Source organism: uncultured Algoriphagus sp., assembly GCF_963974365.1.
Classification (GTDB): Bacteria; Bacteroidota; Bacteroidia; order Cytophagales; family Cyclobacteriaceae; genus Algoriphagus.
Genome location: NZ_CAXBBX010000013.1, coordinates 194368 through 218195, shown reverse-complemented (window position 1 = coordinate 218195; position 23828 = coordinate 194368). Strand labels below are relative to the sequence as shown.

The following is a 23828-nucleotide window of genomic DNA, read 5'->3' as shown; positions in this document are numbered from 1 at the left end:
TAAGCCTCTTTTCTGGTAAGCTCCTGATAGAGACGGGGAAAAGTTTCCGCAAAATGAAAATGTACTATGGGACCTATATAAATGATAATTCTAAACCCAAAATTCCGCAGATATTCCATTTGCAGAGGTATTATTCTGCACACTATAAATTTCGCTTAATATCTGAATGTAGGTAGCGGAGGGTAATACTTTTTTCTAGGGTCTCGTGTGGAAAAAATGTACCTAACCGATACCTCATGAGCTCCGCCTGAAACTCGCTGCCCCAACTTTGAAATAGAATAGTCAAAGCTATATCCAAAGTCTAACCCTGACTCAAACTCAACTCCAATAAGCCCTATTAACGACTCATTATTCGGTAAATTATATTTGGAAGGAAGCCCCCTATACCAAAAACCAAGGATAAGAGGCTCAAAATAAAACTCTGTTCCAACATCTAACTGATCAAAAGCTCCCTGAGATTTGTAATTAAATGCAAGTGCCAATGACCTTTCTTGATCGGTATTATTGAAATAATCATTAATATTTCCAGGTGCCAGATTAAATCTAACTCCTCCATGGAGCGAGTATTTAACAGGAAGTTTATTAGAGTCTGTTTTTATATAGCTTATTTCAGGCTCCAGAAGATGAAAGGCAGAAACACCAAGCCAGAACTTTTCTTCATAATATAAAAGTCCAGCATTGAGGTCAGGCGCCCTGAAACGGCTATCTCCAGTAAAGCTCTCACCTGGGATCCCCACTATTACTCCTTTATCTATATCTATTTGAGTACCTAAAATCACTTGATCAAAAAGCACTTCTCGAGAAATAAAACTTCCTTGGGCTCCTACGTGAAGAAATCGTTTTTCCCCCAGTCGAAGTCGATAACTATACACTAAACCAATTTCACTGGTACTACTTTGGGTGAAGGATTCTCTTGCCCCCGAAATAATTACTCCCAATCCGGAATTATACTTTTTGGAAAAAAGATCCGCATAAGCAGTAAAAGCAACAAAACTTTGGTCCATTGCTGGCCATTGATTACGGAAATTAACACCAACTCTCGTCAGTTCAGTACTGCCTGCCAAAGCAGGGTTGAGATAAAAAGGATTAGCATAAAACTGGGAATATTGCACATCCTGTCCAGACACCAGAGCGGTAGAAATGAAAAAAAGAACGAATACCCACCAAACACGCATCACCTTATTAGTTTGAATTTTCCGTCCCTAGTCACTTTCTCTCCGTCTATTGCTACACCATTATATCTAAAAAAATAAAAACCTGCATTCAATAATTCTCCTTTCAATTTTCCATCCCAACCTTCGGTTTTTAAGTCATCTGTTCGAAAAATCAAATCTCCCCAAGTATTAAATATTAGGAGCTCTCCAGAAACTAGTCCTTTGGATTTTGGTAGGAAAAATTGATTCTTTTCACTTAATGGCGTAAAGCCTGTTGGAAACATCAGGCGATAGCTTCGTAAGATTGAGACTCTTTTAATCACTGTAGCTTCACAGCCCCACATATTAGTAATGGTAAGAATAACATCAAAGTCTCCTTTTTTACCATAAGTATGCGTAGGGTTTTTCTCAGTAGAAACTGAACCATCCCCAAAATCCCAACTCCAGCTTTCAGCACCATTTGGGGAGAGGTCTGTAAACTGGAACACATCGTCAGGAAAAAAACCTCCATCCTCTTCCCCCTTCACACCTGTTCCTTGAATTTCAAATTCAAAATCAGCAACTAGATCTTCTTCCAAAATCACTACCCTCACCTGCCCAGGAGAGGAAAAACAATCCAAATCAGCATGTTTTACTTTTAACTCATATTCTCCAGAAAAGAGAACCTCCTTCATTTCATCATCTCTATAGTTTTGCCCCAAACCAGTAAGCTCATAATCGTAAATAAAAGGATCATAATTGGCAATACTTGCTGTGACATCAACGGACTGCCCAGGGACACAACCCACAACGGGCGAAATGAAATCAAAGTCCGGAAATTCAGGGAAACTCACAAAAATCGAATTGGATACAGCTGGGCAGTTCTTACGATTATATGCTTTCACCAAATATTCACCAGCTGAGTTTGCTATAAGTTGATCTGATTGAGCGCCATCAATAAGAACGTCATCCTTATACCACTCGTAACGCTCGTAGATTTCTCCTCCTTGAGCAGTGAAAGTCACTGATTCTCCTCCACACAATCTTACTTCATCGATCAAATCTGCATTCCCTGCTTCAAAAACATTTATTGGCTCAGGTGATTCCTGAATTTTCAATGTCATCGCATTTCCTGCAGAGCTTTTCCCATAGGTATCTGTAATGGTGTAATAAACAGTGACACTTTGATCTGTAAATCCCTCATTCGGAAAAAAAGTAAAATCACCACCGCTCGTACCCGCTTTAAATGTCCCCTGTGGCAGCTCCAACACTCTATTTTCTTCACGGCATTTGCCTTGTGCGCAAATGTCATCGACTTCCTCTTCTATATCTTCTAGAGTAGCGTAGAATTGTAAGCACCTTATTTCACTATTTTCGTTAGGAAGAATAACTTCTTCATCGCTAATGTAATAGGTGTTTTCCTGACCTTCACAAGAGGCAAAATCTGAAAAATCAACTCCAGAAGGATTTTTCAGACCTTCTTCATTTGAAACTTCGACAACCAGATTTCTTATCTCATGAATATTAGTTTCTCCTCCTGTTGATGCAGCAAATCCAATTTTTAAGTTTTTCGGAGCCTCATAAGGAAATGGAATCCCAGGAAAAATAGTGATGGTCCTTGGCTCATTTGCAATGGTAGTAACTACCATTTCCAGTTTAAGCAGGTAGCCAACCCCATTTGGGTTTGGTTCTAACTCAAAAAACACTTTACGATAGCCTGGCAAAGCAGGATCAGTCACCCTGCTGGAGCCTTGTCCCCCAGAGCTGAGCGGAAATTGATAATCTACATCTAGTGACAATCCAAGCGGGCCAGTTGGAGGGTCCAAAGTCATTTTCCCAGCCACAAATTCATAGCCATTAAGACCTGACCCATTTTTTCTTAAAGAAATACTATTAGGATAAAGTCTATTTGATGGTCCTGGAAATCCCCCGATTTTACTTTCAGAGGAATTGCTGAAGTTCCCAAAACTATCAAAACCAATCCCTAAATAACCACCGGTCATACCTGGCGTGCTGTTTCTCTGGGCGTAGCCAAAAGATCCTCCGAATCCTCCGGGCTTAAAGTTTTGCACATCTGCGTCAAATAGAAATACAGTGAGACCATCAGCTCCAGTTCCACCATACATAAAGTATTCAAAAGATGATTTTATTCCATATGCTGGAGAAAAAGGGATATCTATATAGATGTATCCGGTTTGCTCTAGTTGTGCTTCTGTCAGCCGGAGCACTCCATCTACCAATTTTGCACTGCCTCCGAAAACAGTTTCTGCACCCAATGACTCCTGGTCTGCAAACGTTTCACAATAAGGGAATCCAACTTGCGAAAACGTTTTAACGGATAACAAGAGAAAGGCAACTAGAAAAAATGTAAGTCTCAATTCTAAGGCAGGTTTAATGGGTGAGCCAAAATACACTTTAAACGCATAGAAATAAAAAAGCCCTTGATTTAAATATCAAGGGCTTAGAATTTAATTTAGCTTGGACTAACGCATGATTGTCTGTGTACGGTCTGGACCTACGGATACCAGTTTGATCGGAACGTTCAATTCTGCTTCCAAATATTCTACGTATTCTTTCAATTCTGTAGGGAAGTTGTCATAAGAATGAATATTCTCTAAGGAGCGATTCCATCCTTTCATCGTTTTGTAAACTGGAGAAACTTCCTGCTCAGTGATTTCAAAGCTTAATTTATCGATTCGCTCTCCAGAAGGAAGTTCGTAATGCGTACAAACTTTGATTTGCTCAAAAATGTTCAACACGTCACCTTTCATCATAAACAATTGCGTGACGCCATTGATCATAATTGAATAGCGAAGTGCCGGCAAGTCTAGCCATCCGCATCTTCTTGGGCGGCCGGTCGTACTTCCAAATTCATTCCCTTCTTTTCTCATGTCCTCACCATCCTGATCAAACAGCTCGGTAGGGAATGGTCCACTTCCAACACGGGTACAGTATGCTTTGAAAATCCCAAAAACCTCTCCGATTTTGGATGGCGCAACTCCTAACCCTGTACAGGCACCGGCAGTCATTGTGCTGCTACTTGTGACAAATGGGTAGCTTCCAAAATCGACATCAAGCAATGAACCTTGAGCTCCTTCAGCCAGAATTCTCTTATTGGAATCCAGAGCTTCATTTACTACATATTCGCTATCGATTAGATTTAAAGTTTTGAAAAACTCAACTGCAGCGAAGAATTGCTCTTCCATTCCTGGTAATTCATCCAAAGGATGGCTGTAGAATGAAAGTGTAGTTTCGTGCTTAGCAACTAGAGCTTCGTATTTCTCTTTGAAATCTGGGCTAAGAATATCGCCAACACGAAGTGCGGTTCTTCCAATCTTATCCTGATAAGTTGGTCCAATCCCTTTAAGAGTAGATCCGATTTTCTTATCTCCTTTGGACTGCTCCAAAGCTGCATCCAGCAGTTTATGAGTAGGGATGATAATCGTAGCTTTCTTAGAGATAACTAGATTTTTCATGTAATCAATGGAGAATTTACCTAATCCATCAATCTCCCTTTTAAGGACAATTGGGTCTAGAACGACACCATTTCCTATAATATTAAGTATCTGTGAGCGAAAAATCCCTGATGGAATCTGATGCAAAACGTGCTTTATTCCGTCAAATTCTAAGGTGTGTCCCGCATTAGGACCTCCTTGGAAACGGGCTACAATTTCATATTCTGGCGCTAATACGTCTACTATTTTTCCTTTTCCTTCATCTCCCCACTGGAGACCTAGAAGTACATCCATCTTCATTTGATGTGCGGTCTTATCTGTTACACTTGACTTTTTGAAGCGTGAAATTTGCGATAAGCCTAAAGAAAACCAAGAGAATGATGGTAATTATTTGCTCCAGTTAAAAAGTGAAACAAATTTATCCCGACTAAAAAGTGGTCTAAAGTCCTATTTTAGATCGGCCTTTTTAAATTCATCTATTGAATCATAAACTGTAAAAATATTATTCAGTTTGGTGATTATCAGCAGTTTTTTCACATGATCAGATGGAGCTGTTAAGTAAACTTCCCCATCCTTATTCCTCATTTTGGTAAGCATGGTAATCAAAAGTCCGATCCCGCTGGAACTGATATAACGTACTTCACTCAGGTCGACCACAAACTTCTTGGCACCCTCTTCCACAGCGTCTGAAACTACCTCCACCAATTTTGGTCCCATCTCATCCCCTATCAAATCTCCCTGAATGAATAGGTAATGAGCAAGCTCATCTTTTTTTGTATTATATGTCAGTTTCATAGGATTATAATTTGTCTTTGAATAAAAAATCTTGCACTGTAAATGATCAACTCAGCGCAGGCCACTTGAGTAAAGCTACCGGCTGACTCAATTTCATGAAGTTTCTGTCTTTCTGTTTTCACAATTCTCTTTTGTACAATTACCATACAAAATTAGAGAGTGGTGAAGCACTTTGAAATTTAAAATTTCGCCTACCGTATTTTGAATGTTCTGGATTCTAGGGTCACAAAATTCAAGAACTTGATTGCAATCTGTACATATCAAATGATCATGCTGCTTGTAACCATAGGACTTTTCGAATTGCGCGAGATTTTGACCAAACTGATGCTTGGTAACCAGATCACATTCAACTAAAAGATCTAAGGTATTATAAACAGTAGCCCTACTTACTCGGTAATTTTTGTTTTTCATGCTGATGTATAATGACTCAACATCAAAATGTCCGGTTCGGGAGTAGATTTCTTCGAGGATAGCATATCGCTCAGGTGTCTTTCTGAGCTTTTTAGTTTCAAGATAAGCTGTAAATATTTTCTTTACCTCTTCGAAGTGGGTTGCATTCAAAGCCATTAGCTGGGTATTTTTTCAAATATAACTTTTGTAAGTAAGAAAAGATTCATTGGATCAATCAAACCTTGAAACCTTTAATATTCCATCGACGTCGACCAAATTTTCGATAAGCTTGTCTAAGTGCTCAGTACTATGCACATACAACTTAATCGTACCTTCAAAAATACCTGCATCTGAATCCACTGTAATGGAACGCATATTTACTTTCAATTCATTTGAAATCACTTTTGTCACATCATTGATCAAGCCAACTCGATCCGTACCAAGAATTCTCAAACCTGCCAAAAAAGCAATTTCCTTTTGGCTTGTCCACCTTGCTTTGATCACTCGGTTTCCATGATTTGAAAGTAGTTCGAGTGCATTGGGACAGGAAGTACGATGGATTTTGATTCCTTCATTTACTGTCACAAAACCAAAAACATCATCGCCAGGGATAGGATTACAGCATTTAGCCAAAATATAATCCACCACATCCATGTCTTCGCCTATCAACAGCTGATCATGATCTGGTCCTTTTAGACTTTTAATTTCTTTGGTAAAAGATGACTCGTCTCTTACTTTTTCCTGAGTAGACTTGTTTTGGAGTTTTTGGGTGGCCTTGAAATCCTTAAATGACTTAATCGATGTAGGATCAATAGCCCCTATTCCCACTCGAAAATAAAATTCATTTGCTGTCTTGAGCTCAAAAAAGGCTCTTAGTTTTTCGACAGATTCAGAATTGAATTCCATTTTCATTTGCTTCAGCTTTCGCTGTACAATTTCTCTTCCGTCAAGAATAGCTGACTTTTTATCCTCTCGCAGCGCATCCTTGATTTTTGCTTTAGCCCGGGAAGTTACAACGTTGTTGAGCCAGTCTTCCGTGGGCTTTTGTTTATTGGAAGTGAGAATCTCTACCTGGTCCCCATTTTTCAGTTTATGTGAAATAGGAACTAATCGTTGATTGACTTTTGCACCAATGCATTTCGCTCCAACTTCTGTATGAATTTCAAAAGCAAAATCCAGCGCCGTAGAACCAAATGGTAAAACCTTCAAATCACCTTTCGGGGTAAAAACAAAAACTTCATCATGGAACAGATTCCCTCGGAAATCATCCATGAATTCGATGGCATTTCCGTCATTGGACTCCAAGAGACCTCTCACTTGAGTAATCCAATCGTCAAGACCTGATGGCGCTTTGGAATTTTCTCTGTCTTTATATTTCCAATGAGCTGCATATCCACGCTCAGCTATCTCATCCATTCGCTCAGTCCGGATCTGCACTTCTACCCATTGTCCAGTTCCACTCATCACTGTAGTATGGAGAGATTCATAGCCATTGGATCGCGGTGTGCTGATCCAATCCCGAAGTCGGTCAGGGTTTGGTCTGTAAAAATCCGTCACAATAGAATACACCTGCCAGCAATCTGCCTTTTCACTGTCTAGGTCACTATCTAGAATAATTCGAATGGCAAATAGATCATACACTTCTTCAAAAGGTATCCCTTGCTTCTTCATCTTATTATAGATGGAGAAAACTGATTTCGGCCTTCCTTTGATCGTAAAATCCAACCCAGTCCTTTTCAGCTCTTCATCTATAGGTAAAATAAAGGAGCGAATGAATTTATTTCTATAGGACTTTGATTCATTGATTTTATAAACAATTTCTTTGTAGGTAGCTGTGTCTGTATACTTCAGATACAGATCTTCCAGCTCAGATTTGATAGCATAAAGACCAAGTCTATGGGCCAGAGGCGCATATAAGTACATTGTCTCCGATGCAATTTTCAGTTGCTTATGCCTTGGCATACTTGCCAGCGTCCGCATATTATTGAGTCGGTCAGCCAGTTTAATTAAGATAACCCGAACATCATCGGAAAGGGTAAGCAGCATCTTACGGAAATTCTCCGCCTGCTGGGAACTTCCAGACTCGAATACTCCGGCAATTTTGGTGAGACCATCTATAATAGTCATAACCTTATATCCAAACTCCCGCTCAATATCCTCCAACTCCCACTCAGTATCTTCTACCACGTCGTGAAGTAAAGCTGCTACAATTGACGTAGTACCCAACCCGATTTCTTCCACACAAACCAACGCAACTTCCAAGGGATGATAGATATAAGGCTCACCCGATTTACGGCGCATATCTTTGTGCGCTTCTAGGGAAACATTAAAAGCCCTTTTTATAAGTTTGGCATCGCCATCCTTTAAAACAGGCTTCGCGTGTCTCAAGAGCCTTCGATACCGTTTGAGTATTTCTTTTCTTTCTTCTTCTATGTCTACTTCAATCATACATGAGGAATTTAATACAAAAATGGGGTTCTTAGCCCATCCTGCATCAAATGTTGAATATTTTTTTTCTTATGCTATTGCATTTTATTTTATAGTACCTACATTTGCATCCACAATTGGATATGGAATGAATATTTCTATATTTTTTGTAAGTATTGCGGATGTGGCGAAATTGGTAGACGCACTAGACTTAGGATCTAGCGCCGCGAGGCATGGGGGTTCGAGTCCCTCTATCCGCACAAAATACCGAACCCTCAATCACTCAACTGTCTTCAACTACAGGAAAGGGATTGGGGGTTTTTAGTTAATCTTCATTATTAAATTTTGAGCTTTGGAAATCACACAAGACAAGCATTCAGCAAATCAAGCTTTAATTAAAATTAAATTAAACGAAGCAGATTACCAACCTAAGGTTGACGCAAAACTTAAGGACTTTGCCAAAAAATCTAACATCAAAGGATTCAGACCTGGAAAGGCTCCTATATCTATGGTGAAAAACATGTACGGCACTTCTGTACTGGTAGAAGAGATCAACTCCATCCTTAGTGAATCCCTGAATACTTATTTGAAAGAACAAACTTTCAAAATCTTGGGCGATCCTCTTCCTCAGGATCAAGGCACAATAGACTGGAAAACTCAAAAGGATTTCGAATTTGATTACAAAATCGGATTCGTTGAATCGGTAGAACTTACGCTTGATTCTAAAATCAAAGCAACAAAATACTCCATCAAAGTAGATGATAAGTTGATCAATGAAACCCTTGACAACCTAAAGTCTCAATACGGTAATAGCACCAACCCAGAGGTAAGCGAAGAAGGTGACCACATCTATGGTGACCTAAAAGCTACTGAAGGAACGTTTGAAAAAACTGTTTCTTTGGATTTGACTAAAATCACTAAAAAGCTTGCTGGTAAATTCATCGGTGTCAGTAAAGAAGCTGTAGTTGAATTTGAAGCTAAAGATGTAAAAAAAGGTCAGTGGGAAGAGGCATTCGGGTTAAGCGAAGAGGAGTCAGCTGAACTTGAAGGAGCGTTCACGTTGACTGTGAAAAACATCAATAGAAAAGAGACTGCTGAAATGAACCAAGAGTTCTTCGATAAGATCTTCGGTCCTGATCAAGTTTCTTCTGAAGAAGAGTTTATCACTAAAGTTCGTGAGACACTTCAGGCTAATTATGACAAAGAGTCCAAAGTATTTACTGAAGAGGAATTGAAAAAGGTGTTGACAGATGCTGCGAAAGTAGATTTGCCAGAGACTTTCCTGAAAGAATGGCTTTTGATCGCAAATGATGGCAAAGTAACCGAGGCAGATGTAGAGAAGGAATTCCCTATCTATGCAAAGCAACTAACTTGGTCTTTGATCTCTAATGAACTTGCTACGAAAAACGAAATCAAAGCTGAGCACGAAGAAGTGATCGAGAAAACCAAGCAGATGGTTCGTGAGCAATTCGCAGCTTCAGGCCTTGGCGCTCAAATGGAAGACAGCATGGATATGTTCGTAGACAATTACCTGAAAGGTGAAGAAGGTCAGAACTATATGAATATGCTTACTTCTATTCAGAATGAAAAAGTACTTGCTTTTGCCCTTGACAAAATAAGCGTAAAAGAAAAGGATATCACTATTGACGAGTTTAAGGAACTTTTAGATAAGTAATTCACTTAAATCATCATAAAAAAGCTCTTATTAAAGGGCTTTTTTTATTTTTGTTTACCACAACAAACTCGAAAGATGATCAACAAAGAAGAATTCCGAAAATACGCCATACACAATCAAGGCGTAAGTGGTACTGCATTTGACCAGTACACGCAACATATTGAAAACATGACCCGCTCTGTAATCGAAGAGCGTCCTCAGAATTTCAGAGAGATTGACGTGTTCTCTAGATTGATCATGGACCGCATCATCTTCCTGGGAACAGGCGTAGATGATCACATTGCAAATATCATTGTAGCACAGCTACTATTTCTAGAATCCGTGGATTCCAAAAAAGACGTATTGCTTTATGTCAATAGCCCAGGTGGATCAGTGACTGCTGGTCTCGGTATCTATGACACGATGCAATTTATCAATCCTGACGTAGCTACTATCTGCACTGGTATAGCCGCTTCCATGGGAGCAGTTTTACTTGCGGGTGGAGCAGCAGGAAAAAGATCAGCCCTAAAGCATTCAAGGGTAATGATACACCAGCCTTCAGGAGGAATGCAGGGCAAGTCTACAGATATGGAAATTTCCTTGAAACTTATTCTATCTATGCGTGAGGAATTGTATGGAATACTTTCCGAGCATACTGGTAAAACCCCAGAACAGATCGAAAAGGATTCGGAAAGAGATTATTGGATGAAAGCGCCAGAGGCAAAAGCATATGGCCTTATCGATGAAGTATTAGTTAAAAAACCAAAATAATGGCTCAAGTTACCTGCTCATTTTGCGGTAGAAATAAGAAAGATGTAGATCTAATGGTGTCAGGTATCTCTGCGCACATTTGTAATTTCTGTATTGATCAAGCTCACATGATTCTTGGCGAAGAAGATAAAGCCAAGAAACCTGACGGAGCAAAACCAAAAATCAAACTTAAAAAACCGAAAGAGCTAACTAGTTATCTGGACCAATATGTAATTGGTCAGGAAGATGCTAAGAAAGTACTGACGGTTGCTGTGTATAATCACTACAAGCGGCTTTTCCAGAAGGATGAACATGATGAAGTGAAGATTGAAAAATCTAATATCATCATGGTAGGTGATACTGGAACAGGTAAAACTTACCTCGCAAAAACACTTGCCAAAACCTTGGAAGTCCCTTTCTGTATTGCTGACGCGACGGTTTTGACTGAAGCAGGCTACGTGGGGGAAGATGTGGAAAGTATCTTGACTAGACTCCTTCAAGCTGCCGACTACAATGTAGAAGCTGCCGAACGAGGAATCGTATACATAGATGAGTTGGATAAAATCGCAAGAAAATCCGATAACCCATCGATCACAAGAGATGTGAGCGGTGAGGGTGTTCAGCAGGCAATGCTTAAGTTATTGGAAGGAACTATAGTGAACGTACCACCTCAAGGAGGACGAAAGCATCCTGATCAAAAAATGATCGCTGTAAATACGGAGAATATTCTCTTTATCTGCGGTGGAGCGTTCGATGGTATTGCGAGACATATTGGCAAAAGATTGAATACTCAGCCGATGGGTTTCAGCAAAGCTGCAGCAGATGCTCAAGCAGATCGAGAGAATTTACTACAATACGTGACTGCTCAGGATTTAAAAGCTTTTGGACTGATCCCAGAGCTGATTGGACGACTTCCTGTTTTGACTCATTTGGATCCACTTCACGCAGATGCTTTGAAAAGAATCCTGACCGAGCCAAAGAACGCCTTGGTTAAGCAATATGCAAAGCTGCTGAATTATGAAGGAGTAACAGTTACTTTCGAGGAAAGTGGATTGGATTTCATAGTTGAAAAAGCTGTTGAGTTCAACTTAGGAGCTAGAGGATTGCGATCAATTTGTGAAGCAATCATTACCGATGCGATGTATGACATTCCATCAGATGATTCCATCAAGGAATTGGTGATAGATGCTAAATATGCCCATGAGAAATTTGACAAGTCGAAGTTTAAGAGACTTCAAGTTGCATAAAATCAAAAACCCTGCTTCACTGAGGCAGGGTTTATTTTTATACCAAAGTTTTCATAATCAGACCTGCTGTAATATCTGAAGCACTTTGTTCCCCAAGTCTCTCTTTAATGAGATCATACCCCTGAAGCATATGCCCTCTGTAAACTTGATTTCCCAGAATCTGCTGTAACTCAGTTTTCAGATTAGGAATAGAAAAATCATTTTGAATAAGCTCCTTTACTACCTCTTTATCGGCAATTAGATTTACTAAAGAAATGTAAGGTACTCGTATTAAATTTTTCGCTATAGCATAAGAAATAGAGCTCGTTCGGTAAACAACAATCTGTGGCACTCTAAATAGTGCTGTTTCCAAAGTAGCAGTCCCTGACGTCACCACCGCCGCAATAGCATGAGACAGCAGGTCATACGTTTGATCAAAGATCACTCGAATACCTGCCTCAATCCCCCGCTGATAGCTAGCTGAACCTAGATCTCTCACACCGGCAATAACAAATTGCGCATTCGGAAATTCGTTGACTAGCTCTATCATGCGGTCAAGCATAGTATTGATCTCTTGAGCACGGCTTCCAGGTAATAAGGCTATAATTGGCTGATAGCTCAATTCATTTTTTTGAAAGAAAAACTCATGCTGAGAGAATTTAGAAATCTCATCCAACAAGGGATTCCCTACATAGTGAACCTTCAAATCGAATTTTTCAAAGAATGTAGGCTCAAAAGGTAAGATAGAATAGATATGATCTGTATTTGACTTTAGCTTTAATGCTCTCTTTTGGTTCCAAGCCCAGACTTTTGGTGGAATATAATAATGCACAGGAATACCGTGTTCTTTGGCAAATGACGCAATCTTCATATTGAAGCCTCCATAATCAACCAAAATGATAGCATCAGGTTTAAATGACAAAACATCACGTTTAACTAACTTGAGGTATTTCAAGACTTTGCGAAAACCTAAAACCACTTCCAAAAACCCCATCAACGCTACTTCGGAGTAATCTACAGCCAAGTCTACACCAGCCTCCTTAGAATAACTTCCCCCCATCCCACGTACAGTTACGTTTGGATTATGCTCAAAAAGAGACCGAGCCAAATTAGAGGCATGAAGATCTCCAGAGCGCTCACCAGAGATGATGTAGATTTTTTTAGTTCTAGTCAAATGTGAAGTTTGTAAGTCGTGAGCCGTAAGTGGTTAGTAGTGTGTTACAATTAATATTTTGTAAAGTATGTAGTTGGAGAAAAACAAAAGATCACTTCCTCCCTATCGTGCAGAACAAAGACGCTTTAGACATCATCGCATTTAGCTTTTGGTTAATGACCTCACAGGATTTAACAATTAATTCTCTTTCCTGACCATTGACAAGTTCACAATCAAATTCAACTTCAATCCAATGTTGAGTTTCGTACTGCTCTGCATCTGAATCGGTCAGCTTAGCTATAAAATGATTTATATATCTCCTTTTAGCCCAGCTTTCCGCAATTTGAGCACCTACCGATCTAGAAGATCTTCTTATCTGATCAGTCAAAGAAAACTTTTCCTCTACGGGAAAATGCTTGGATATCCTATAAACTTCCTTCGCTAATTGCCTTGACAATTTGTAAACATCAAGTTCAAAATAAAAATTTACGTAAGTCATAATTTATAAAGTTTAATGAAAACAATACAAAAATTGCAACTTACTACTTACAATTCACAAAATTGTCACTCTCCAAAGTACTCCACAAAATTCCTGGGAGTTTCATAAAGAGTAAGTTTATGCAGTCCCCCGTGTGACGTAATTTCTTTCACGGCTGGCTCAAGAATCTTCCAAAACTCCATGATAAGATTTTCACAACTAGCCAATTTACCTTGCATAAAATCGACGTCCACATTTAGATTTTTGTGATCAACTTTCTCAATTACCAAATTTCTAATAATGGTACTCAGTTTTTTTAGATCCACCACAAATCCCGTGTCCGGATCTGGCAAGCCCTTTACCATCACGATCAACTCAAAATTATGACCATGCCAGTTGACATTGGCGCAAGGGCCAAATACCTCCACATTCTTCTCATCCGACCATTTTGGATTCCAAAGCTTATGGGCTGCATTAAAGTGTTCTTTTCTACAAACGTAAATCATCTCTAATTGTAATAGGCCGCAAAGTTAGCCAAAAACAAACTAATATTAGAATGAAGGCTCTGAGCTAGTGCTATAAAAAAAGCCCAACTTACGCCAGGCTCTTAGTTTCTATCTAATTTAAGATTCATTCAGCTTCTGAAAGAATATGGTCAAATGATCCTCCCTACCTAGATCGAGTTTATTTTCTTTCACAATCTCTTTTGCTTTAGCTTGATCCTCTTCATGCAAAGCTTTTATGATACTATTCGTTTTACTTTTGACAGACTCCACATTTTCATCAGAGTCTATCAAGTAAAAATTCTCTTCAAAGACAAACATCCTTCCTGGAGTAGGAGAGTAACTATTCTTCGGTGGTGTTACTAGATCAGAGTAAAATTTTCTAATCAAAGTATATTTACTCCCCTCTCCTATAACATTCACAAGATCTTTAGGCTTGATGCCTGGCACAAAATCATAACCTTTCTTGAAAAGTAAACTGGTCAATAAGCCCACTTGCCCATTAGCAATCAATACAGAAGGACGATCCAATACCACGTATTCCAAATAGTCCTTATTCAGATAAATAGTATTTCCCGCCTCATTTACAACTTCTAATTCATTGTCATAAATATTGAACTTGTAGGCCACATTTTCCTTCAAGCCTGCATTAGTAGTCCCAATACTAGCCTCGCTCCACTCTGGAAATAAGTAAGGAGAACCATCTACTTCTGTATAGCTTGCAAGTCTGGCCGGTACGCCATTCATATTCAAATTAGCAATTTGCGCAAATGAGTACTGAGATAGCAGCAAAAGCGCTAGGATAAATAATTTTTTCATTAGTGTTTAATAACTTTTTTATGGAATGTTAAATTGTTGGTTTCTATCTGCAAAATGTAAACCCCAGCATTGCCTGTTAATTCAAGTTGAGCGTTTAGATCTCTCTCATTTTTATATGCTTTTTGTTGCATATTCACTTTCCCTTCCATACTAATAACTCTGAAAGTAACTGGACCAGTATACTCATTCGATATTCTAACGTTTAACAATAGATCTGTAGGATTAGGTCCTACAAAAATCCCAAATCGACTCAATTCGACTTCTTGGTCGGGAATTGCTGATATAACAACTGGCTCAGAGATCCGATTGCATGCATCATTAAAAATAGCTACTTGATACAAGCCGTCCCCAGTAGCTTCATAACTCCTTTGATTCGCACCTGTTATAGTTTGCCCATTCTGATACCACTGATATGAAGTTCCTGGCTGCTGGGATGTGAGCACATTGCCGTTGGCCACAATGACGGGTTGCTGAAGTCCATTATCGACTATTTCAATTTCTTGTTCATAATCAGTGAACCCTTGCTCATTGGATACTCGAAGATTCACTTTATATTTTCCAGGGGTGGAGAAAACGAAAAAAGGATCTTCTAAATCTGAAGTCCCCATACCTGAGAAATCCCATAGGTATGAAGAGATAGCTCCTTCGCTTAGATTTTCGAAAGTGACCGCTGCCCCTACGCAAGTATAGGAAGCGACAAAATTAGCAAACAGCACTTGATCACACAGCTGCTCCAACCAGCCTGAAGAATTAGAGACAGTTGCGTTTGTCCCTAAGCTAATAACCGCATCACCTTCCAGGTCAACATTAGAAATATTCAGATTATTAAAGCAGTATTTGAGGTAGATATCGTGGACTATTTTACCTTTTGTACCCGCTGTAATCAAAGCTTTTCCTGTTGCAGTAGCATTACTGACTATGGATTCTGAGACTATTAATTCCCCTCCAGATCCTAAGTTAAGGACTGAAGATGGCCCCAAAGTCAATTCACTTACTGTTAAACTTTCAATTCCCAATAATGCTTCTCCCTCAGAAACAGTCAAATTATTGTAGCCCCTGCTGGAAATTGACAATTTCCCAGACGATATTGTCAACTTGTTGAAATCGACGGGTCCACTGTTTGAGAAAGTTCCAGTTGTACCTTCAAATACAACACCAACATTCTCTTTCAGAGAAGTAACAGCAGCTATACTTAACTCATTTGTAAAGGAAATCTCATTTACAATTCCATCTACCTCTCCTGAATTCGAGACTGAGAAAGACTCAACCTGAAGCTTCTCTAGAGCTATCGACAATGAAGCATCGCCGACAACTACATTAGCCAAAGCATCGGCATCTATAATTTCCCAATTTCCTGAAGAAAAATTCAGTGTAAACTCTTCAAAATCTGCATTTCCAACCTCTACAATCTGCTCATTATCACCAGAATTAGTTAAAATTATGCTCCCACTTCGGAACGTTGTGGATTTATTACTCACCCTAAGACCATTGGAAAGTTGCAGCTGTTTAGAATTAAAATCAAATTCTACTGGTTGGCTTCCAAACAGATTCAGGCTAAAAGCACTTGCGTTTGAAGGCAAGGTAACACTGGTTTTCTGGTCAGATGTTCCGTCAAAAACTACACGAGTTGATGATCCAGGCACCTTGTTGGCAGTCGGGCCATTCGAAGAAAGAGACCAGTTTGCTCCTGTATTCCAGCTACCAGAGGCACCACCAATCCAGTAAAGCGTCTCAGCTGCACCATCTAAAACTCCAGCTTTGAAAACCAATGAATATTGCTGTACACCAAATTCCAAATCACCTTTATGTGATACTACAACTCTGTATTTTTTGGCTGCGGGACTACTGATCAGGACCTGTTCCACGTTATCCCTAAAATTGTCTTTTGTCTGCGTTGCTTTAGCAGCCACACCATTACTAGGATCCAATGACCAAGGGAAATAACTTTTACCATCCTCATCTATTACTCTTAGATCAAGATCATTAGTTAACATCAAATCTGTAGGGTCAAGACTTGGTGCAACGGGGTTTCCAGCAGGGTCCGTCCAAACTAGGGTGACTTTAATCGGAGTCACTCCATCGGAAAGGAAATCAAATTCTACAGTTTTTCCATTTTCTAATATATCCTCTTGGATTCGATTAGAAGCTCCATCTTCACCCAAAATAAGAGTTGCTGCATCTTCAACATTTAACAACCCCCAACCATACATATAATCGGGACCTATAGAGGGACCCGCTTCCCGACTAGTTTGTATTGCCAGTGCTTTCAAAGTAGATGAAAGCATATATTTCCCCACATTTCTTTGAGAATACAGCTGTTGCAGTAAAAACAATGATCCAGAAGCGTTTGGAGCTGCCATAGATGTGCCATTCAAAGACTGGTAGGAATCTGTACCGTTATTTACAGAACTACTGAATACACCTACACCCATTGCTACCAAATCAGGCTTGATTCTACCATCGTCAGGAGGGCCCCATGAAGAGAATGAGCTCATTTTAACATCCGATGCTACTGTATAATCTAACACACTTTCAACTGCTCCTATAGTAATATTGTTTTTAGCTACTCCTTCTGGCCCTATGGTATCCTCAGGCCCATCTGCATCCTTAGTACCATCACCTTTGTCACTTCGATCATTTCCTGCTGCCCAAATAACAGAATAATAAGGTCTGCTATATAATAACTCGTCGATCGCTTGACTTTTTGATGAGTAGAAGCCAAAGCGATAATCCTCATTTTCATCCACATTAGAATTTCCCGACCAAACCCAACCACTCGAATTCTGGGTCCACCCTAATACAATACCATAAGAATGATTTGAAAGAATCATTCCATCAGGTTTTGAAACTGGGTCATAAGAATTTGACAACATTTTTGAGATATCATTTTCCCAATTAAATGCCCAACCGGTTGCTTCATATGCCATTCCTTTTGCAGCTGGATTTATTCCTGCTGCGAGAACGGTACCCGTAACATGAGTAGCATGTGTACTGATTACTTCAGTTGAACCATCTTTTTGAGTCATGCGATTCCCAAATTCTATGTGATCTGGCTTGGGTCTAGTTTGGTCGATAATACCAACAGTCATACCTTTCCCTGTAAGATTTAAACCTAATCGCCCTCCAGGATTCAGTTGAGCCGCTCCTGTTGTAATCGCAGCTTTAGCATTAAAGGTAGTGTAGACAACGGGGAACCCCGTTTCATCAATATACTGAACTTCAGAAAAAGTACCGTCAGATAGCTGAAGCCTTCCATCAGAATTCAAAAAGTCGTAATTTTTAAATGATAAATTAGGGGTGTAAGAAAATTGACCAAGGTGGTTTTTTAATTTTCTTTCGACTTCTATCCTAGCCCTTATTAATTTATCAGAGGCTAAATCATCATTAGATTGCGCAAATAGTAAGTTGGCATATAAAAGCACCAATAAGGTGAAGAGTGATCTCATACATTATTTCGGTTATTCACCCAAACTGCATTGAGCGTCAGGTAATTATTACGTAAGCAACTATAAAAGGATAGTTAATTAATTCAAATTATTTGAAAATCAATTAATTATACGGAGTATTTAAAAAAATAAATAAAAAAAGGGAGGGTTTCCCCTCCCCTTATTCTAAGCTATTCTACTGTTTCACTAATGTAGTGGTTCCATTTATTTCGTTAGTAGGATCGCTCCAATACACAACCATAGTTTCCGTAGAGGCATCAAATGACCCCACAGTTGGATCCACAGTTGGAGCAGAAATACCAAACTCAGCCTGTCTCCTAGCCACGAATGACAAAGCACCACAATTGTCGGCATAGATAGCTTCTTGCGTAGTTGAGTAACCAAAACCAGCATAAAGGCCTGCAGATACATCAGAAATGACATACTGACCTGCCCCAAGTGGTGTTACTTTTACAGTGGCAGTAAAAGTGCCATATCCAGGCGCAACACAGGTAGCCATCCAAGTATCAGTGGCTACAGAAATATCAGATGGACATACTACCTGAATATTTATTTCCACTTCACTGTAATTAGTTGAAATTTCAGCACCTGTAGAAGATATCATTTTCAATTTCAAACTAGGCGCTTCTGATGGCTCAATGTTTCCTGTAAGAATTGTCACCGGGACAGTCGCTACAAATTCGTTAGCAGGTACGCTCACTGAATTGGAAGCTAGCGTATAATGAACACCACTTACTGCTGTAGAAGATGGGTCTACCTCAAAAGTGACTGAAATCTCATCGTTAGCAGAGGTAGAAACCCTGTTAACTTGTAGTTCTATTAAATCCGTTTGCTCAGAAGAAGCTCTTACCAAGGTAGCATTTACTCCATTTGGCAACCTTCCATCTTCAAATTCGACATAATCTCCGCTAAAGGTAGCGTCAGCTCCCTGATCGTCAAAACAAGCAGTCATAGACATTGATGTCATGAGCAATGCAAGGAATATATATAATTTATTGAATTTCATATTTTATCTGATTTTTAGTTATAACCAGGATTGTTTTCCAAAAGCTCATTAAGGATAATTTCATCCTGTGGTATAGGAGCAAGAATACGGTAATCTGAGTATGGTACAGGCTCAAAAGAACCTGCCTTTGAGATAGTCAGTCCATTTCTCTTCAAATCAAACCATCTATGACCTTCTAAAGCAAACTCAATTCTTCTTTCATTCATAATTGCACCGAACAGTGCATCAATGCTTAGTCCAGTCAAGGCTTCTACACCTCTTTTACTCCTTAACGCATTAAGATCTGCCAAAGCACCCGTAGCGTCCCCTGTTTTCTGTCTTGCCTCTGCTCTAATCAGATATAATTCGGAAGCTCTAAGAATTGGAAGATTCTCCAAGAAATCGCCTTTTGCACCTAACCATTTTTTAGACTCATAAACGACACCTTCAGCACCACTTCTTGTAGTTTCAGTCCACATTTCCCTTCTCACATCTCCCTCATCATATGACTCCAAAAGTTCATCTGTAGCAGTCACTATAAATTGAGCTCCTGTATAGACATCTGCAGTAAGTGAACTCATAGAGTTATTCACTCCATCTACTGAACTCCAATCTACTGATCTGATTTCAATTTCAAATACTGATTCAGGATTTGGGAATGTATTAAATGCCGCTTCATATTCAGTTGGCTCTAAAAGACCATCACCAGAAGATGTAAGCCCAAGTGTAGCCATAGCCTGACCAGCTGTTGAAGCGGCTTCGGCATTTTTGCCTTCATATAAGTAGACTCTAGCCAACAATAACTCTGCTGCGCCTTTAGATACACGATATACACCTGATGAGCCTATTGCCTGAGGCGCAAGACTAGCAACAGCACTAGTCAAATCAGACTCGATCTGATCATATATCTCTCTATTGGAGCTTCTAGCTCTAAAATCAGCATTAGAAAACCCTAAAGTAGGAGTCGTTCTCAAAATAACTGAAGAAGTATACCCATCTACTTCTTGTCCTGGCTCATAGCCATAAACTCTAGCAAGATCAAAATAGAATAAGGCGCGTAGAAAATATGCTTCTCCCTTTAGTTTAGTACGAAGCGCATCATCGCCTTCAGCCTCATCGATCTGAGTTAGAAGAATATTAGCTTCATTTATTGCTGAGTAAATACCACGAAAGTTATTAGTAGTTGAAAAATCCCAGAGATTAATATGAGATCTATCAGCATTAGCCTCTTGGCCAATATACCGCCCTGTATTGGCTATAATTCTCAAATTATCAGCCATTATTTCCGGAGCAATCATCATTGTTTGCCCGTAATAATTAAAGCTTCTCACTTTACCATATATAGAGAAAAGTAAGGATTGGTAGCTTTCCACATCTGTGAAAGCTGTTTCTGGCGTAAGGCTTTGCCTAGGTTCTGTTTCTAGTAGACTATCACAGGATCCTAGTGCAAGAACGCTTCCCAGTATAATTGTTTTTATAATATTTTTCATTCCTAGTCCAGATTAGAAGTTAAGATTGATACCGGCAGTGATTTGCTTTCCATTTGGATAAGATCCGTAGGTTGATGTTCCTACAGAGTTAACCTCTGGATCGATACCATTGTACTTAGTGAAAGTAGCTAGGTTCATTCCTTGAACAAAGACAGTTGCACTGCTCATCCCAATCTTTTGGGCCGCAGCATTCCCTAGGGTATACTTCAGCGTAACTTGCTTCAATCTAACGTAACCTCCATCACTAAGAAGTCTTGTGGAGAAGGTGCCAATATTGGATGTACCGGGAACCTGTCCACCTTCATAAGGCATTCCTATGGTAGTTATATCTCCTGGTTGTTTCCAATAATTAGCTTGATTTACCAATTGATTGTCTGTACCTGAACCCCACGATCCAAGATTATACAGATCCGAGTTTGTCACTAAGTTGCCAAATTGCCCTTGGAAAAACACCTCCAGGCTCACTGGTCCATAAGAAAAACTATTTGAAAGACCGCCATAGCTGCTAGGAAGAGCACTTCCTCTATATGCTAAAGTAGACTCACCTGTCAGATAGGTATATCCTCCTGTGCCTGAACCGTCATCGTACATTGCCAATCCATTCGCAGGATTTACACCTAGATACTCATTGGTATAAAAGAAATCAATAGGTTTTCCTACGATAAGGTCATTACCTACTCTATCTAATCCATCATACAGGGAAAGAAGCTCATTTTCCAATAAAGTAATATTGAATGCAGTACTCCATTGGAACTTTCCAATTACCACATTGGTCGTTTGCAGATCAATATCAATCCCCTGATTTCTCACTTCTCCAGCATTTCGGGTAATCTCACCAAATCCCGAATCAACCGGAAGAGGTGTATCTAAAAGAAGTTGATTGGAATTCTTTCTCCAGAAATCCACTGTAGCAATGATTCTACCATTGAACATAGTTCCATCTACACCAATGTTAAATGTCTCGGCTTCTTCCCAAGTGAGGAGATCATTCCCTAATTGGGTAATAGTCAAACCACCATTTCCAAGGTATTGTCCACTAGAACCAACTAATGTCCTTGAGGCAAAATTGTCGATATCCGAATTCCCTGTAATACCATAAGACGCTCTCACTCTTAGATTATCCAACCAAGTCACATCCTGTAAGAATGCTTCAGATGAAAGTCTCCAGCCCAACGAAACTGCTCCGAATGTACCCCATTTATATTCTTCTCCAAAACGGGAATTACCATCTCTTCTTAGTGTTACGTCAGCCGTATATCTATCATCATAATCATACTTAGCCTGCCCGAAGACACCAGCTCTTTTGAACTCTGTATAGTTACTATTCACAGCAAAAGGAGTTGCTGCATTTTGCAAGTAAATCAATGTAGGGTTAGGAAATCCACGACCTGTAGCAGATTGTAGATCCTCATTGCCTACTTTATATTCAAATCCTAAAATACCAGAAACGGTATGCACATCATTGAATTTCTTATTGAAATTGAAGTTGTGGTTGGTGTTGAAGTTTGTTTTCCTTCTAGCTGTAAATGTAGAAGCTCCTCCGTAAGATGAGAATGCAGGAATTGTAGATGGCCTATTATTTACATCTGCATTATCAGAGAAATCAAGACCAAAATACGAAGTCCAGCTAATCCATGGGGCAAATTGGTAAGTAAGTGACAGGTTAGAAACCGTCTGAACGGACTTCCCATTTCTAGTTTCCTCATTTACGCCTTGCACGATATTATATCCAAAAAGGTGATTGGAAGGATAGGGAGCAAACGTCCCATCTTCATTATAAATCGGCACATTAGGTCTAGCAGAGTATCCTGCCACAAATGGACCATTTACGAAATTTCCGCGATCAATAGAACCATTTGTATTCTGGAAAGCTAGTGAAAGAGCAGCAGAAACGGTAAGCTTTTGATTTGGTCTATGAGTAAGGTTTAAACGGCCTGTTGCTCTTTGATAATCAGATTGGATAATCTGCGCTTCTTGCTTTGTATACGAGCCCGAAAGGAAAAACGTGGTTTTTTCATCACCTCCAGAAACTGATAAATCATATACACTGACTCTACCATCCTGATAAAGAGCATCCAGCCAATCGTAACTTTCTAAGTTTGGATCTTCTGGGTTGCCGTAAGTGGCAGCAGCATTTGCTGGATTAAGGCCTGCATTAATATAGGCATCTCTTTTAATGGCGGATAATTGCGAAGCATCCATCACATCATAAAGATTCAATGGCTTCACAATACCTTCCTGTACAGATAGCCTTACATTTGTTTTACCCTTCTTACCTCGCTTGGTATTGATTAGAACTACTCCATTGGCTGCTTGAGCACCATATATGGCTGCTGCTGCTGCATCTTTCAATACTTCGATTGATTCAATATCATTCGGATTGATTGATGCCAAAGCATTCTGAGAGCCTTGTCCCGATAGACCTCCATTTGCCACTTGTACACCATCTACGATATACAGAGGATCATTACCGGCGTTGATAGAACCCACACCACGTATACGTACTGTAAGTGCTCCACCAGGTTGTCCAGTGGAAGAGGTTACCTGTACACCAGCTATACGACCCTGCATCGCACGGTCAAATGACTGAACTGGTAGATCTTGGAATACCTCACCTTTCACCGCTGAAATGGCTCCAGTAATTTCTCTTCTTGATTGATCACCATATGAAGTAATCACAAATTCTGAAAGAGCTTGAACATCTGGTTCTAATGCTACATCAATTGTTGTCTTACTACCGATGTTAATCTCTTGTGGACTTAACCCGACAAAGGTAAAGACCAACACATTGCTTCCGGCCGGAACACTGATCGAATACTTACCATCAATATCTGTGGCAGTACCGATTGTTGTTCCTTTTACCAGAACAGTCGCTCCCGGCACCCCAAGATTATCTTCCGTAGAAGTAATCGTACCGGTGATTACACGACTCTGGGCAAATACAAACGCATTTGCCAAAAACAGCATAATCCCTAGGAGTAAAATTTTCTTCATAAGTTATATGGTTTGGTTTATATTATCCCCAATGATATTCTTTTGAGGCAATTTCGCAAAATAGCATGTTAATAATTTATTCGGCAGCTTGGGCTAAAAAATAAATACTGGCCACTTATTCGTAAAAAAA

General features: G+C 39.6%; 17 protein-coding genes and 1 tRNA gene. 4 read left to right on the top strand and 14 right to left on the bottom strand.

Annotated elements, in window-relative coordinates; all coding sequences use genetic code 11:
* Positions 1 to 155: 155 nt before the first annotated feature.
* The 6 genes from AACZ87_RS18125 to AACZ87_RS18100 form a co-directional block, all read right to left on the bottom strand.
* Positions 156 to 1175: a type IX secretion system membrane protein PorP/SprF gene (locus tag AACZ87_RS18125; protein ID WP_339869251.1), complete on the bottom strand. Its 1020-nt coding sequence runs from the start codon at positions 1173 to 1175 to the stop codon at positions 156 to 158.
* Positions 1175 to 3511 (bottom strand): PKD domain-containing protein, encoded by a 2337-nt coding sequence (locus AACZ87_RS18120; protein ID WP_339869249.1) that lies wholly within the window; start codon positions 3509 to 3511, stop codon positions 1175 to 1177. Before AACZ87_RS18120 ends, AACZ87_RS18125 begins: the two co-directional genes overlap by 1 nt.
* A 105-nt stretch (positions 3512 to 3616) precedes the next feature.
* Entirely contained in the window at positions 3617 to 4888 is a 1272-nt protein-coding gene (locus AACZ87_RS18115; protein WP_339869247.1) for an adenylosuccinate synthase, read from the bottom strand.
* A gap of 147 nt (positions 4889 to 5035) precedes the next feature.
* Positions 5036 to 5383, bottom strand: coding sequence for an STAS domain-containing protein (locus AACZ87_RS18110; protein WP_339869246.1), 348 nt, complete (start codon positions 5381 to 5383; stop codon positions 5036 to 5038).
* Between the two features lie 93 nt (positions 5384 to 5476).
* A complete protein-coding gene (locus AACZ87_RS18105; protein ID WP_339869244.1) occupies positions 5477 to 5950 on the bottom strand; it encodes a transcriptional repressor in 474 nt (157 codons plus the stop codon).
* A 54-nt stretch (positions 5951 to 6004) separates the two neighbouring features.
* Positions 6005 to 8221, bottom strand: a complete 2217-nt coding sequence (locus AACZ87_RS18100) for a bifunctional (p)ppGpp synthetase/guanosine-3',5'-bis(diphosphate) 3'-pyrophosphohydrolase (RefSeq protein WP_339869242.1) — start codon at positions 8219 to 8221, stop codon at positions 6005 to 6007.
* Positions 8222 to 8378: 157 nt separating this feature from the next.
* Between AACZ87_RS18100 and AACZ87_RS18095 the strand changes: the two genes are divergently transcribed.
* The 4 genes from AACZ87_RS18095 (at position 8379) to clpX (ending at position 11851) form a co-directional block, all read left to right on the top strand.
* Positions 8379 to 8460, top strand: a tRNA-Leu gene (locus AACZ87_RS18095).
* Between the two features lie 92 nt (positions 8461 to 8552).
* Complete coding sequence (gene tig / locus AACZ87_RS18090; RefSeq protein WP_339869240.1) at positions 8553 to 9875, top strand: trigger factor; 1323 nt, start codon at positions 8553 to 8555, stop codon at positions 9873 to 9875.
* A 75-nt stretch (positions 9876 to 9950) separates the two neighbouring features.
* On the top strand, positions 9951 to 10625 hold the full coding sequence (locus tag AACZ87_RS18085) for an ATP-dependent Clp protease proteolytic subunit (RefSeq protein ID WP_283414911.1): 675 nt from the start codon (positions 9951 to 9953) through the stop codon (positions 10623 to 10625).
* A complete protein-coding gene (gene clpX / locus AACZ87_RS18080; protein WP_339869238.1) occupies positions 10625 to 11851 on the top strand; it encodes an ATP-dependent Clp protease ATP-binding subunit ClpX in 1227 nt (408 codons plus the stop codon). Before AACZ87_RS18085 ends, clpX begins: the two co-directional genes overlap by 1 nt.
* Positions 11852 to 11888: 37 nt before the next feature.
* Here clpX and lpxB read toward each other — a convergent pair whose 3' ends face one another.
* The 8 genes from lpxB to AACZ87_RS18040 all read right to left on the bottom strand — a co-directional run bounded on the left by lpxB (position 11889) and on the right by AACZ87_RS18040 (position 23698).
* Complete coding sequence (gene lpxB / locus AACZ87_RS18075; RefSeq protein WP_339869236.1) at positions 11889 to 13004, bottom strand: lipid-A-disaccharide synthase; 1116 nt, start codon at positions 13002 to 13004, stop codon at positions 11889 to 11891.
* 91 nt (positions 13005 to 13095) lie between these two features.
* Positions 13096 to 13482, bottom strand: coding sequence for a four helix bundle protein (locus AACZ87_RS18070; protein WP_339869234.1), 387 nt, complete (start codon positions 13480 to 13482; stop codon positions 13096 to 13098).
* Positions 13483 to 13547: 65 nt separating this feature from the next.
* On the bottom strand, positions 13548 to 13967 hold the full coding sequence (locus AACZ87_RS18065; protein ID WP_339869232.1) for a 6-carboxytetrahydropterin synthase: 420 nt from the start codon (positions 13965 to 13967) through the stop codon (positions 13548 to 13550).
* Positions 13968 to 14084: 117 nt separating this feature from the next.
* Positions 14085 to 14783, bottom strand: a complete 699-nt coding sequence (locus AACZ87_RS18060; RefSeq protein WP_339869230.1) for a hypothetical protein — start codon at positions 14781 to 14783, stop codon at positions 14085 to 14087.
* A complete protein-coding gene (locus AACZ87_RS18055; protein WP_339869228.1) occupies positions 14783 to 18229 on the bottom strand; it encodes a S8 family serine peptidase in 3447 nt (1148 codons plus the stop codon). Before AACZ87_RS18055 ends, AACZ87_RS18060 begins: the two co-directional genes overlap by 1 nt.
* Before the next feature lie 175 nt (positions 18230 to 18404).
* Positions 18405 to 19235, bottom strand: coding sequence for a hypothetical protein (locus AACZ87_RS18050; protein ID WP_339869226.1), 831 nt, complete (start codon positions 19233 to 19235; stop codon positions 18405 to 18407).
* Positions 19236 to 19249: 14 nt separating this feature from the next.
* Complete coding sequence (locus AACZ87_RS18045; RefSeq protein WP_339869224.1) at positions 19250 to 20704, bottom strand: RagB/SusD family nutrient uptake outer membrane protein; 1455 nt, start codon at positions 20702 to 20704, stop codon at positions 19250 to 19252.
* 12 nt (positions 20705 to 20716) lie between these two features.
* A complete protein-coding gene (locus AACZ87_RS18040; protein WP_339869222.1) occupies positions 20717 to 23698 on the bottom strand; it encodes a TonB-dependent receptor in 2982 nt (993 codons plus the stop codon).
* Between the last annotated feature and the right edge of the window lie 130 nt (positions 23699 to 23828).